The organism is Pseudomonas sp. OV546 (genome assembly GCF_900116845.1).
Taxonomy (GTDB): Bacteria; Pseudomonadota; Gammaproteobacteria; order Pseudomonadales; family Pseudomonadaceae; genus Aquipseudomonas; species Aquipseudomonas petroselini.
Genome location: NZ_FPCE01000004.1, coordinates 307959 through 322607 on the forward strand (window position 1 = coordinate 307959; position 14649 = coordinate 322607).

At 61.9% G+C, this 14649-nt stretch carries 8 protein-coding genes and 1 pseudogene; 1 reads left to right on the plus strand and 8 read right to left on the minus strand.

What is annotated here, in order from left to right:
* Positions 1–4: 4 nt before the first annotated feature.
* The 8 genes and pseudogenes from gltB to pilM form a co-directional block, all read right to left on the minus strand.
* On the minus strand, positions 5–4450 hold the full coding sequence (gltB, locus tag BM403_RS11780) for a glutamate synthase large subunit (protein WP_012721818.1): 4446 nt from the start codon (positions 4448–4450) through the stop codon (positions 5–7).
* 351 nt (positions 4451–4801) lie between these two features.
* On the minus strand, positions 4802–6355 hold the full coding sequence (locus tag BM403_RS11790; protein WP_093542887.1) for an SPOR domain-containing protein: 1554 nt from the start codon (positions 6353–6355) through the stop codon (positions 4802–4804).
* Between the two features lie 9 nt (positions 6356–6364).
* Positions 6365–7465, minus strand: a complete 1101-nt coding sequence (gene aroB / locus BM403_RS11795) for a 3-dehydroquinate synthase (RefSeq protein ID WP_012721816.1) — start codon at positions 7463–7465, stop codon at positions 6365–6367.
* 125 nt (positions 7466–7590) lie between these two features.
* On the minus strand, positions 7591–8109 hold the full coding sequence (aroK, locus tag BM403_RS11800; protein ID WP_010213757.1) for a shikimate kinase AroK: 519 nt from the start codon (positions 8107–8109) through the stop codon (positions 7591–7593).
* A 4-nt stretch (positions 8110–8113) separates the two neighbouring features.
* Positions 8114–9370: pseudogene (locus BM403_RS11805) on the minus strand (type IV pilus secretin PilQ); the annotation flags it as partial.
* A 138-nt stretch (positions 9371–9508) separates the two neighbouring features.
* The gene (locus tag BM403_RS11810; RefSeq protein WP_012721815.1) at positions 9509–10474 is read right to left on the minus strand and encodes a pilus assembly protein PilP; all 966 of its coding nucleotides are present in this window, start codon (positions 10472–10474) and stop codon (positions 9509–9511) included.
* Complete coding sequence (locus tag BM403_RS11815) at positions 10471–11025, minus strand: PilN domain-containing protein (protein WP_012721814.1); 555 nt, start codon at positions 11023–11025, stop codon at positions 10471–10473. Before BM403_RS11815 ends, BM403_RS11810 begins: the two co-directional genes overlap by 4 nt.
* A complete protein-coding gene (gene pilM / locus BM403_RS11820) occupies positions 11022–11675 on the minus strand; it encodes a type IV pilus assembly protein PilM (protein ID WP_043206113.1) in 654 nt (217 codons plus the stop codon). The genes BM403_RS11815 and pilM overlap by 4 nt, the downstream gene beginning before the upstream one ends.
* A 220-nt stretch (positions 11676–11895) precedes the next feature.
* On the opposite strand from pilM, the gene BM403_RS11825 reads away from it, so the two are divergent.
* Positions 11896–14355 (plus strand): penicillin-binding protein 1A, encoded by a 2460-nt coding sequence (locus tag BM403_RS11825; protein ID WP_370636104.1) that lies wholly within the window; start codon positions 11896–11898, stop codon positions 14353–14355.
* The last annotated feature ends 294 nt before the right edge of the window (positions 14356–14649 follow it).

Here is a 14649-nt window from a genome sequence, read left to right on the forward strand (position 1 = left end):
CATATCACTGCGGGTTGGCACGGATGCTGGAAAGCAACGATTTCAGGTTGGCAGCCTTGGGCTTGACCAGCCAGAAACGACGCAGGTAATCATCGAGGTTCTCGGCGAGGTTACGACCCCATTCGCTGCCGGTCTCCTCGACGTACTCGTCCAGCACGTGCTGCAAGTGGTTCCGGTAGGATTCCATGGCTTCGCCGCTGATCCGCTGGATCTCGACCAACTCGTGGTTGACCTTGTCGACGAAGGTGTTGTCCTGGTCGAGCACGTAGGCGAAACCGCCGGTCATGCCCGAACCGAAGTTGTAACCGGTCTTGCCCAGTACCGCGACAAAGCCCCCGGTCATGTACTCACAGCAGTGATCGCCCGTGCCTTCCACCACGGTGTGGGCACCGGAGTTACGCACGGCGAAACGCTCACCGGCGGTACCGGCGGCGAACAGCTTGCCACCCGTGGCGCCGTACAAGCAGGTGTTGCCGATGATGGCACTGTCCTGGGTCTTGTAGACGCTGCCTTTAGGCGGAACGATCACCAGCTTGCCGCCGGTCATGCCCTTGCCCACGTAGTCGTTGGCGTCGCCTTCCAGGTACATGTGCAGGCCGCCGGCGTTCCACACGCCGAAGCTCTGCCCAGCGGTGCCCTTGAAGCGGAAGGTGATCGGCGCTTTCGCCATGCCCTGGTTGCCGTGCTTGCGCGCGATTTCGCCGGAGATGCGTGCACCGATGGAGCGATCGCAGTTGCAGATATCCAAGGCGAATTCGCCGCCGCTGGCGTCATTGATCGAGGAGCCGGCCATGTCGACCATCTTCTCGGCCAACAGGCCTTTGTCGAACGGTGGGTTGCGGTCAACCTGGCAGAATTGCGGCTTGTCGGCCGGGATGTGATCGCTGCCCAACAGCGGCGTCAGGTCCAGGTGATGCTGCTTGGCGGTCTGGCCTTCGAGGATGTCCAGCAGGTCGGTACGCCCGATCAGCTCTTCGAGGGAACGCACGCCCAGCTTGGCCAGCCACTCACGGGTTTCTTCGGCCACGTAGGTGAAGAAATTCACCACCATGTCGACGGTGCCGATGTAGTGATCCTTGCGCAGCTTCTCGTTCTGAGTGGCGACACCGGTGGCGCAGTTGTTCAGGTGGCAGATGCGCAGGTATTTGCAGCCCAGGGCGATCATCGGTGCAGTGCCGAAGCCAAAGCTTTCGGCGCCGAGGATCGCGGCCTTGATCACGTCGAGGCCGGTTTTCAGGCCGCCGTCGGTCTGTACCCGAACCTTGCCGCGCAGGTCGTTACCGCGCAGGGTCTGGTGGGTTTCCGCCAGGCCCAATTCCCACGGTGCGCCGGCGTACTTGATCGAGGTCAGCGGCGAAGCGCCGGTGCCGCCGTCGTAGCCGGAGATGGTGATCAGGTCGGCATAGGCCTTGGCCACACCGGCGGCGATGGTGCCCACGCCGGCTTCTGCTACCAGTTTCACCGAGACCAGGGCCTGCGGATTGACTTGTTTCAGGTCGAAAATCAGCTGCGACAAATCTTCAATCGAATAGATGTCGTGGTGCGGTGGCGGAGAAATCAGCGTCACGCCCGGCACTGCATAACGCAGCTTGGCGATCAGACCATTGACCTTGCCGCCTGGCAGCTGGCCGCCTTCACCGGGCTTGGCGCCCTGGGCGACCTTGATCTGCAGCACTTCGGCGTTGACCAGGTATTCCGGGGTTACACCGAACCGGCCGGTCGCGACCTGCTTGATTTTCGAGCTCTTGATGGTGCCGTAGCGCGCCGGGTCTTCGCCGCCTTCGCCGGAGTTGGAACGCGCACCCAGGCGGTTCATGGCTTCGGCCAGGGCTTCGTGAGCCTCAGGCGACAAGGCACCCAGGGAAATGCCGGCGGAGTCGAAGCGCTTGAGGATCGATTCCAGCGGCTCGATTTCGCTGATAGCCAACGGCGTGTCCAGGGTTTTCACCTTGAACAGGTCGCGGATCATCGACACCGGGCGGTTATCCACCAGCGCGGTGTATTCCTTGAACTTGGCGTAGTCGCCCTGCTGCACGGCGGCTTGCAGGGTGCTGACCACGTCCGGGTTGTAGGCGTGGTATTCGCCACCGTGTACGAATTTGAGCAGGCCACCTTGCTGGATCGGCTTGCGCGCGCTCCAGGCTTCGGCTGCCAAGGCTTTCTGTTCGGCTTCGATGTCGACGAAACGCGCCCCCTTGATGCGGCTCGGTACACCACGGAAGCTCAGGTCGCACACTTCTTCAGACAGGCCGATGGCTTCGAACAGCTGTGCGCCACGGTAAGAGGTGACGGTGGAGATGCCCATCTTCGACAGGATCTTCAGCAGGCCCTTGGTAATGCCCTTACGGTAGTTCTTGAACACCTCATAGAGGTCGCCCAGCACTTCACCGGTACGGATCAGGTCGCCCAGCACTTCGTAGGCCAGGAACGGGTACACCGCCGAGGCGCCGAAGCCGATCAACACCGCAAAGTGATGCGGGTCGCGGGCAGTGGCGGTTTCCACGAGGATGTTGGAGTCGCAGCGCAGGCCTTTTTCGGTCAGGCGGTGGTGCACTGCACCGGTAGCCAGCGACGCGTGGATCGGCAGCTTGCCCGGCGCAATGTGACGGTCGGTCAGTACGATCTGGGTACGACCGGCGCGCACAGCTTCTTCGGCCTGGTCGGCGACGTTACGCACAGCGGCTTCAAGGCCGAGGCTCTCGTCGTAGTTCAGGTCGATGATCTGGCGGTCGAAGCCTGGGCGTTCCAGGGTCATCAGCGAGCGCCACTTGGCCGGCGAAATGACCGGCGAGCTGAGGATCACGCGAGAAGCGTGCTCAGGCGATTCCTGGAAGATGTTGCGCTCGGCACCGAGGCACACCTCCAGGGACATCACGATGGCTTCGCGCAGCGGGTCGATCGGTGGGTTGGTCACCTGGGCGAACTGCTGGCGGAAATAGTCGTACGGCGTACGCACGCGCTGGGACAGCACGGCCATTGGCGTGTCGTCGCCCATGGAGCCGACGGCCTCGTAGCCTTGCTCACCGAGCGGGCGCAGCACCTGGTCGCGCTCTTCGAACGTGACCTGGTACATCTTCATGTACTGCTTGAGCTGGTCGACGTCATAGAAAGCCGAACCGTGGTCGTTGTCTTCCATGGTCGCCTGGATGCGCAGGGCGTTCTTGCGCAGCCATTGCTTGTACGGGTGACGGGACTTCAAGCGGTTGTCGATCGCGTCGGTGTCGAGGATCTGCCCGGTTTCGGTGTCCACGGCGAGGATCTGGCCAGGGCCTACGCGGCCTTTGGCGATGACGTCTTCGGGCTGGTAGTTCCACACGCCGATTTCCGACGCGAGGGTGATGAAGCCGTTGGTGGTGGTCACCCAACGCGCCGGGCGCAGACCGTTACGGTCGAGCAGGCACACCGCGTAGCGGCCGTCGGTCATGACCACGCCGGCCGGGCCGTCCCACGGTTCCATGTGCATCGAGTTGTACTCGTAGAACGCACGCAGATCCGGGTCCATGGTTTCGACGTTCTGCCACGCAGGCGGAATGATCATGCGCACGCCACGGAACAGGTCGATGCCGCCGGTGACCATCAGCTCGAGCATGTTGTCCATGCTGGAGGAGTCGGAGCCCACGCGGTTGACCAGCGGGCCGAGCTCTTCCAGGTCCATCAAGTCGTTGGCGAACTTGGTGCGACGGGCCACGGCCCAGTTGCGGTTGCCGGTGATGGTGTTGATCTCGCCGTTGTGGGCGAGGAAGCGGAATGGCTGGGCCAGCGGCCACTTCGGCAGGGTGTTGGTGGAGAAGCGCTGGTGGAACACGCAGATTGCGGTTTGCAGGCGCTCATCGCTCAGGTCTGGATAGAAGGCGGTCAAGTCCGCCGGCATCATCAGGCCTTTATAAATGATGGTCTTGTGGGAAAAGCTGCAGATGTAGTGTTCGGTGTCGGCGGCGTTGGACACCGACGAGCGACGACGGGAGGTGAACAGCTTGATCGCCATGTCCTGGTCGCTCAGGCCGTCGCCGGCGATGAACACTTGTTCGATCTGCGGCAGGCGCTCCAAGGCCAAGCGGCCGAGCACGCTGGTGTCGATCGGCACTTTGCGCCAGCCGACGAGCTGCAGGCCGGCAGCGAGGATCTCGCGGTTCATGTTCTCGCGAGCGGCTTCGGCTTTGACCGGGTCCTGGTTGAAGAACACCATGCCCACGGCGTACTGCTTGGGCAGGTCGGCCGCAAAGTGCTCTTTGGCGACAGCGCGCAGGAACAGGTCGGGCTTTTGAATCAGCAAGCCGCAACCGTCACCGGTCTTGCCGTCGGCGTTGATCCCACCGCGGTGGGTCATGCAGGTCAGGGCCTCGATGGCCGTTTGCAAAAGGGTATGACTGGGCTCGCCCTGCATATGGGCTATCAGGCCGAAACCGCAGTTATCCTTGAATTCATCGGGTTGGTACAGACCTGCTTTCATAGACACTTTCTCACCAGGCTGCCTCTTATAACGAGGCAAATTTCTTTTCAATTCAACCGGTTACCTTCCACGTCGAACGTACGCCGACTTAGCGGGGGCAAAAGGGAGGTCATTGTACACACCGACACAGACGCCCACAAATTTAGCGACGAAATGTCGCAAATCTATGTCGCATTTATGAAAGGTTTAAAGCGATATGCTGTGCTAGTCAAAACTTTTTTAATTCTGACCGCTACGACTCAAAAGCCACTGTGACGCAGACACCACAAAGCGCGCGGCCTGGAGGGGCTGCACGCCTTGCGATCTTTTTTGAGGTGCCGGGAGGGCGGCCTGGGTAAGGCCGCCGGATCTTCAGCGAGTTGCTGCCAGTTCTTGTTGAACGCTGGCGACAGTGCGAGGCCAAGGTTTACCAGCCTGAACCTTCGCTGGCAAGGCTTTGATGGCAGAATCAGCTGCAGCACGGCTGGAGAAGTTGCCGTAGGTGATCACGTAGAGAGGCTTGCCGTTGAGCACTTTCTTGAAATAACGGTACTCGCCGCCCTGCTCTTTCACGAACGCCTGGGCGTTGGCTTCGGAGCTGGTGCCGAGGATCTGCACCACGAAGTTGCCGGTAGGTTGGCTGGCGTACCAGCTGCTGCCAGCGGCGCCGGCTTTGGCGACAGTGGCGGCGGGTTTTTCAGCAGGCTTGGCCGCTGGCGCTGGCTTGGCGGCCGGTGCAGGGGCGACAGGCTTGGTAACCGGTGCCGGCTTCGCGGTGGCGACCGTTGGCGCAGGCGTTGGCTTGGCGGCTGGCTGACCCGCTGGCACGCCCGCAGGCGGTGCAGTCGTGGTCACGGTCGGCGGCGTGGCGCTGGAGCCTTCCACCGGCACACCGTCGTCACCTTCGGAGATACCACCGGCTTCTTCGGCGAGTGGGCCGCGCATCACAGGTTGGCCCACCATCGGCAGGCTGGTCGGTTGACCGGAGTTGGCAAATTCGACATTTGGCGTGGGCTTGCCCAGTGGCAACTGCGCCTGTTCGGTTGGCGCGCCGGCGGTCGTCGGTGCCTTGCTGCGGCCTGGGATCAACCAGGCGGCGGCGACAGCGACCACAACAACGGCGGAAATAGCCAATACGTGTTTCTTAGGCATCGTGAACCCCATCTTTGGACGCTTGACCGCAGTGCGGCTGGCAATCATGGCTTCGATCATGGCATCGCGGGCGACCTGGTTGATGGTGCCAGGCCAGCCGTCGGAGCTTTCGTGAATATCAGAGATCTGTTGAGCAGAGAAAAGTTCGATGCCCGCCCCTGCGCCTTCCAGGCGTTGAGCCAGGTATTCGCGGGTTTCTTCCTCTTCGTACGGCTGCAACTCGATAACGTGGAACAGCTCCTGTTCACCGCTGATCTGCTCCAGGTCGGCGATCAACGACGACTCACCAAACAGGAACACGTGCGGGCGACCTTCCGGCGTACCCGCCGCCAGCGCCAGCAGCGCTTCAAGGGCGGATTCGTCGAGCTGCTCGGCATCATCCACCAGCAGGTAGACTTCCTGGCCGGTCAGGCCCAGTTGCACGACCTGCTTGAGGATCGCGTTCGGCTCAGCGGTGGCCACCTCCAGCGCTTGGGCGACTTGGCGCAACACGCCCGCCGCATCACCGGCACCACGGGCCGACACCACCGCGCTCTGTACCGACTGCTTGTTGGTGCTGGCCACCAGGGCCTGGCGCAGCAGGGTCTTGCCGCTGCCCAACGGGCCGGTCACAACCAGCAGCAGTTGGCTGTAGCGCGCCAGATGGTGCAACTGACCCAGCACCGGTTTGCGCTGGGCCGGGAAGAATTTGAAACCAGGCACCCGCGGAGCAAAAGGGTCGTGGCTTAACTGGTAGTGGCCGAGGAACGCCTCGTCGGCATGCAAACTAGTCATCGGGTCTTATTAACCTTTCAGCTGAGCCAGGGCGCGGTAATCCGCTCCCAGCGTGGCCTGTAAAATCTCTTTCGGATAATCGTCGGTCACGACTGCTTCGCCCATGTGGCGTAGCAGCACCAGTCGCAGTCGACCGTCGATCACTTTCTTGTCTATCGCCATATGTTCGAGGAAGTCCGCCTCGGTCATCTCCTCAGGCGGAATGACCGGCAAACCGGCGCGCTGGAACAGACGGATGCCACGATCACGCTCCTGGGCGCTGATCCAGCCCAGGCGCTGCGACATGTCCAATGCCATCACCGTGCCAGCCGCGACGGCCTCCCCATGCAACCACACACCATAGCCCATGTGCGTTTCGATCGCATGGCCGAAGGTGTGGCCCAGGTTCAAGGTGGCCCGTACACCGGACTCCCGTTCGTCGGCATTCACCACCAGCGCCTTGGCGGCACAGGAGCGCGAAATCGCCTCGGTGAGCGCCACTTGGTCGAGGTTGCGCAGCGCATCCACGTGTTCTTCCAGCCAGGTCAGGAACGGCTCGTCGCAGATCAACCCGTACTTGATGACTTCCGCCAGGCCCGCCGACAACTCACGCGGTGGCAGGGTATTGAGGGTCGCGGTGTCGATCAGCACGGCTTGCGGCTGATAGAACGCACCGACCATGTTTTTGCCCAGGGGGTGGTTGATACCGGTCTTGCCGCCCACCGACGAATCGACCTGGGACAGCAGGGTGGTCGGCACCTGGATAAAATCCACGCCACGCTGGTAGCAGGCCGCTGCAAAGCCGGCCATGTCGCCGATCACACCGCCGCCCAGGGCGATCACGGTGGTGCGGCGGTCATGGCGAGCGGTGAGCAGGCCATCAAAAATCAGTTGCAGGGTTTCCCAGTTCTTGTGGGCTTCGCCGTCGGGCAAGATCACGGAAATCACTGAGTACGCCGCCAGGCTGCGGTTCAGACGCTCAAGATACAACGGCGCGACCGTTTCGTTGGAGATGATCGCCACTTGCCGCCCGGCAATATGCGGTGCGAGCAGCTCGGGTTGGTCCAACAGACCTTCGCCGATATGGATCGGGTAGCTGCGCTCGCCTAAATCGACCTTAAGTGTCTGCATGTGTCCCCGCGTTGAAGATGTATTGACGACCGGCAACGCCAAGCGCTGGCGTCACCTGATGGCTCTACGCCACACCCCACAGGGTGATAGCGCGCCGCCGAGAATAGCGCATTTCGGGCCTGGCTTTAACGGGGTGGCAGCCGTTGCAGGCGCTCAAGAATGTCGAGGACCACCATTCGAGGTGGCCGCTCATCGGTTTCTACCACCAGATCGGCGATTTCCCGATAGAGCGGATCACGCAAGGTGAGCAGGTCTCGCAAGGTTTTCTCCGGGTTGGCCGTACGCAGCAACGGACGATTGCGATCTCGGGCAGTGCGGCCCACCTGCTGCTCAACCGACGCATGCAGGTACACCACCCGACCACCGGCATGCAGCGCGCGGCGGTTTTCATCGCGCATCACTGCACCACCGCCCGTGGCCAATACCACGCCATCGCAGCCGCACAGCTCGGCGATCATCGCCTGCTCGCGGTCACGAAAGCCCAGCTCGCCTTCCTTATCGAAGATCCATGGGATATTGGCACCCGTGCGCAATTCAATTTCCTTGTCGGAATCTTTGAATGGCAGGCGCAGCTCTTTGGCCAGCAAACGGCCGATGGTGCTTTTTCCAGCCCCCATCGGTCCTACAAGAATCAAATTTCGCACAGAATCAACGACTCACAGCAATCGCCTGGTTATTCATAATACGCGGAGTCAGGAATACCAGCAGCTCGGATTTTTTCTCCGCCACCACATCGCGCCGGAAAAGGCGGCCAAGATACGGCACATCGCCCAAAAATGGCACTTTATCTACCACTTTGCTTTGGGTATTGGAGAAAACCCCGCCGATGACAATGGTCTCGCCGTCCTTGACCAACACCTTGGCGTTGACCTCGTTTTTCTTGATCGGCGGCACGTCGTTGAGTTTGTTCAGGTAGTCAGGCTCATCCTTGGTGACCTTGACCTCCATGATCACCCGGTCGTCAGGGGTGATCTGCGGGGTGACTTCCAGCGACAACGAAGCCTCCTTGAAGGACACCGACGTGGCGCCACTGGAGCTGGATTCCTGATAGGGGATCTCGGTGCCCTTGAGGATGCGCGCGGTTTCCTTGTCAGACGTGACCACCTTGGGTTGCGAGACGATTTCACCATTGCCGGTTTTCTCCATGGCGGTCAGCTCCAGGTCCAGCAGCAGGTTATCGGTGATAAAGGCGATGCCCAGGCCCGAGGTGCCCGTCAGCGAACCCAAGTCGACAAAGGGCGAACTGGGCGGGTTTTCCGGCGGTTCCGCGCCTTCAGGTTGAGGTTTGGGAATGCCGCCCGCGCCCCAGTTACCGCGATTGAGTCGCCCACCCCAGCGTGCGCCCAGACTTTTGTCGTAATCGACATTGGCCTCGACAATCCGCGCCTCGATCATGACCTGGCGCACCGGAATATCCAGCTGTGCCACGATCCGCCGCAGCTCTTCCAAACGCTCCCCGGTCTGGTAGGCGATGATGTTGTTGGTGCGGTCATCGACGGCTACCGAGCCACGCTCGTCGGTGACGCCCTCAAGGCCGGTGACCGACTGGAACAGTTTGGCCAAGTCGGCCGCCTTGGCGTAATTGACTTGCAGCAGCTCCCGCCGCAAGGGCGCCAGTTCAGCCATTTGCTTGCGCGACTCGAGGGTCAGCAGCTCACGCGCAGCCAACTCTTCGGCGGGCGCCACCAGCAATACGCCGGCCTTGACCCGCTTATCCAAGCCTTTGGCTTGCAGCACCAGGTCCAGCGCCTGGTCCCAGGGCACATCCTTTAGGCGCAGGGTGATCGAGCCCTGCACATCATCGCTGGCGATCAGGTTGAGGCCCGCCACATCGGCAATTTGCTGCAGCGCGGTGCGCAGCTCGATGCTCTGGAAGTTGAGGTTAAGCCTGTCCCCTTTGTAGGCGCCCACTGTGGCGCTAGCGGGGGGCGGCAACTGGATCAGGTCTACGCGATTGGGCACAGCAACAGCCATCGGTGTCGTGAACGCTATCCATAGCGCCACACCGAAGGACGAGAAAGTCCTTTTCATTGTTTGATTCCGTTATGAGTTGACGTTTAACACGAGGGTTCGAGGGCGTTCCAGCCAGGCTCCCTGGCCATCAGGAAACAGTTCGACCAGTTCTATATAACGCTCATGAATGGCCGTGACCCGGCCATGGTCCGGCCCCAAATAGTCACCGACCGCTAGGCGATGCACCTTGGATGCGGCACGCAGCAGGGCAAAAGCCTGCAGCCCACGGGACAGCGTGCCGACCATCTGGAACTGTTCCACCGCAAGGCTTTCCAGGGCTCCGCGCGGCCGGCCGAGGTCCGGCGCACGGGCTGGCCGACCAGGGACATGATCGACTTGAACGGCAAGCCGCCGGAACGGGTCGCGTAAGCCGCTGATATCGTAGGCAAAGGGCTGCCTCCGCTGGACCTGCCCAGCCACCCCGCCGCCTTGCCGCCAGTAGGCCTTGGCCAGCAGATCGAGGCGCACCAGCGTGCCCTCACGCCGTAGGGTAACGTCGTGCACCGTGGCGATTCGCGGCAGGCTACCCAGGCTGCTCAGGAACATTGCCTGGTCGTGATAAGCCCCGGTCAAACCGATCTGCACCGGCTGCTCGTGATAGAACGACCGAGGCTGCTCATCCAGCGGAGTGACACTCTCGACCAGCAAACCATTGGCCAACGCCAAGCCAGCGATGTCTTCCAGCAAGCCGGGCATTTCGGACGCTCCAGGCAGCGCCTGAAAAAGCTCATCGGCTGTCGACTGCATCAGCTGGAGCTGTTGCGTGCGTGCCTCAAGGCTGGCGGCCAGGACTGTCTTCTGTGTGACGTGCTGCTGCAGGGCCACTTCCCGCGCCTCGACCTGGCGCAACCGCTCCCGCGAAGGGCTCAGGTACACAAGGTCGCCCACCACAAACACCACGCCCGCCAGTGCACAGCCCAACAGGGCCTTGCCAGGTAGGGGCCATTTCGCAGCGTTGTGAGTGAGTGCAGAAAGAGTGAGCCTTGGCAGGCTCAAGGTTGAGCCCCGGAGGACTGGCCCTGGCGCACCATCAGCTGGAATTCGTTGTTGCCGCGTGCGCCATCCGTTCGCACCTGTTGCAACCGAGTGGAATGGGCACCTTGCGCCGCCTCCAGGCGGCGCATCAACTGGGCGATGTCCTGGCTGGATTCGGCGCTGCCGCTGATACTCACCGTATCGCCCTTCGCCACCACTTCGTGCAGGTGCACCCCGTCGGGTACCGCGCGCGCCAACTGATCCAACAGTTGAGCACCGGATGAGCGGGCATCGTGCAGGTCTTGCACGACCTTCATGCGCTGCGCCAATTGCTGGCTTTGCTCCTGCAGATCGTCGATGGTCTTGATACGCGAATCCAGGCCAGCGATGTCCTTGCCCAGATGGTCATTGCGGGTCACCTGCCGGTCAATCGCCTGGTCGATCACCTGGTCCGCCAGCCATACGGCGGCGAGCGCGGCGCAGGCGAACGCCAGCAAAAACGCCAGCCAATACTTGCGTCGCCGCTCTGCCAGCGCCTGGCGCCATGGCAATAGGTTGATTCGTGTCTTCAAGCGAAACTCCTCAGGGCCAGCCCGCAAGCAATTCCCATCCCTTGGGCATCCACGGCCCATTGTGCACCATCGACTCGATGGCCCGGCGTGAAGCTGGCGAAATCCTGACTGCAAGCGCGCGCCAATGCAAACGCTTCGACGTCGACCACCCTCGGCACCAACCCGGCCAGGGCCAGAACGGCTTGCCGCGCTTCCACCTGTTCTTTCAGGCACGCGGCCAGCAGTACCTCGACACGGCCTGGATTTAGGGCTGTTGGCCCGCGCACTTGAAAGTCGATAGCCACGTCATCCAGTGGATAAGGAATGTACTGGTCCGCCTCCATCTGGATCATCCAGGTCATCTCATCGTCAGTGAGCCCGGCCTCCATCTCGATCATCCGCGTGATCACCGAAGGCCCGGCCACGGCAGCCGCAGCGCCACGGGCCGACGTCGACAACCGCGACAACGCGCTGCGCAGGGCGCGTGCCACACCGTCGAGATCGAGGAATGTGCCGTCGACCACCGCGTGCGCAGGCAGTGCCTGCGTGACGTAGCCCTGAACGCTGTAGCCTGAAGTGCAGCGGCCCAACTCGACCAGCCGTATGGCCGTGTCATTGATGTCGACACCCAGAAGCGTGTCGACTTTGCGCGTGAAAAATCCCTTTCCCATAAAACTCCCCAACACTTTGTCTGTCATACCGCCTGATTGCCGCCGGGCGCCATGCATTCGGTCGACTTGTTGAACAGGCGCGAATGACGCCCGAAGTCGAAAAATGCTTTAATGCCCAGCGTTTTTTCCCGCTTTTATCTGCAGCTCGGGTCGATCCATCGTTTGCCATGCATGCCCCGACGCCTAACTCATTCTTTTCTCTGGAAATCCAAAAGCCTTGATTCGTCTGCTGAAGTTTTTCGGGTACTCCATTGTCGCCATCGTTTGCGGGCTGCTGCTCGTGCTCAGCGGGGCCTACCTCTACCTTAGTCCGGGTTTGCCCTCCGTAGAGGCCCTCAGAAGTATCCAGTTGCAGATTCCTTTGCGGGTCTACAGCAGCGATGAAAAACTGATCGCGGAGTTCGGCGAAATGCGCCGCACACCGATCCGTTTTGCCGATATTCCGCCCAATTTCATCAGCGCCCTGCTCTCGGCCGAAGACGATAATTTTGCCAACCACTATGGCGTCGACCCCAGCAGCCTGGTGCGTGCGGCGACACAATTGGTAAAAAGCGGACACATTCAATCCGGCGGCAGCACCATCACCATGCAGGTGGCGAAGAACTTCTTCCTCACCAGCGAGCGCAGCTTTTCGCGCAAGGCCACCGAGATCCTCCTGGCACTGCAGATCGAACGTCAGCTGACCAAGGACGAGATCCTCGAGCTGTACGTGAACAAGATCTACCTGGGCAACCGCGCCTACGGAATCGAGGCGGCCTCCCAGGTCTACTATGGCAAGTCCATCCGTGACGCCAGCCTGGCGCAGATGGCCATGATTGCCGGCCTGCCCAAAGCGCCATCGCGCTTTAACCCACTGGCCAACCCGGCCCGCAGCAAAGAACGTCGCGACTGGATCCTGGGCCGCATGTACAAGCTGGGCAAAATCGACCAGGCCGCTTACGAAAGCGCCGTGGCCGAGCCTTTGAACGCCAGCTACCACGTGCCGACACCGGAAGTGAACGCCCCTTATATCGCCGAGATGGCGCGTGCCGAGATGGTCGGCCGTTACGGCAGCGAGGCCTACACAGAAGGCTTCCGCGTGACCACCACCGTACCGAGCAACTTGCAGGACATCGCCAATGAGGCGGTGCATTCAGGCCTCATCACCTACGACCAGCGCCACGGTTACCGTGGCCCTGAATCGCGCCTGCCGGGCAAAACGCTGAGCGCCTGGACCACAGAGCTTGGCAAACAACGCCCGATCAGCGGCCTGGAGCCGGCCATCGTCACCCAGGTGAAGAAAGATGGCGTGCAGGTGCTGACCCGTACCGGCGAAGCCCATGTGGCGTGGGACAGCATGAAATGGGCGCGCCCTTTCCTGAATACCAACAGCATGGGCGCGATGCCTAAGCAGCCGTCGGACGTGGCGCAAGTGGGCGATCTGATCCGCGTGCAACGCCAGAAGGACGACAGCCTCAAATTCAGCCAGGTGCCACTGGCCCAAGGCGCGCTGGTTTCGCTGGACCCACAGAATGGTGCAATCCGCGCCCTGGTCGGCGGCTTCGCGTTTGAGCAGAGCAACTACAACCGCGCGACCCAGGCCAAGCGCCAGCCAGGCTCGAGCTTCAAGCCGTTCATCTACAGCGCCGCACTGGACAACGGCTACACCGCCGCCAGCCTGGTCAACGATGCGCCTATCGTGTTTGTCGACGAGTACTTGGACAAGGTCTGGCGCCCGAAGAACGACACCAACACCTTCCTCGGCCCGATCCGCATCCGTGAGGCGCTGTACAAGTCGCGTAACCTGGTGTCGATCCGCTTGCTGCAGGCCATGGGCGTGGGCAAGACCATCGATTACATGACGCGCTTTGGCTTCGCCAAGTCGGACCTGCCGCCGAACCTGTCCCTGGCCTTGGGTACGGCGACCCTTACACCGATGGAAATCGCCACCGGCTGGAGCACGTTTGCCAACGGCGGCTACAAGATCGCGCCGTATCTGATCGACAAGATCGAAAGCCGCAACGGCGACACCCTGTTCACGGCCAACCCGCCGCGCGTGCCGGGGGATGTGGTCAATGGCGTGGCGGCGACTGATGGCCTGGCAGCCCCGAGCAACGGAGGCATCACCATCGAGCCGACCCCAGGCACAACGCCTGCGGCCAACGGCACGCCGGCTGAGCCCCAGACGCCTGCGGTCGCCGAGCGCATCGTCGACGGCCGTACCACTTATATCCTCAACAGCATCTTGGAAGACGTCATCAAGAAAGGTACCGGCCGCCGCGCACTGGCGCTGAACCGTCCGGACATCGCCGGCAAGACCGGTACCACCAACGAGTCCAAGGACGCCTGGTTCTCCGGCTACAACGCCGACTACGTGACTACCGTATGGACCGGTTATGACCAGCCGGAAAGCCTGGGCCGCCGCGAGTTCGGGGGCACCGTCGCACTGCCGATCTGGATGAGCTACATGGGCGCGGCCTTGAAGGACAAGCCGCCGCATACGCAGCCTGAGCCGGAAGGCATCCTCAGCCTGCGCATCGACCCGGTCAGCGGCCGCGCGGCCTCGCCAAGCACGCCGAATGCGTACTTCGAACTGTTCAAGAGCGAAGACACGCCGCCATCGGTCAATGAGCTGGGCAATGGCGTTGCGCCAGGCAGCCCACTGCCGGCGGACGAGGCGGCGCCGATCGATTTGTTCTGACCTTGTAGTGAGCGGGCTTGCCCCGCGCTGGGTGGCGAAGCCGCCCCAATCCAGGCACCGAGTTTCTCCAATTAGAACGAGGTGTCAGGTGTTGGGGCGGCTTCGCCACCCGGCGCGGGGCAAGCCCGCTCACTACAAGGGCCATGCGAACACCACACAGCAAAAAGCCCCGACTCGTGAGAGCCGGGGCTTTTTGTTAATGGCGTTGCGCCGGGCAGTCCGTTGCCGGCGGACGAGGCGGCGCCGATCGATTTGTTCTGACCCGTAGTGAGCGGGCTTGCCCCGCGCTGGGTG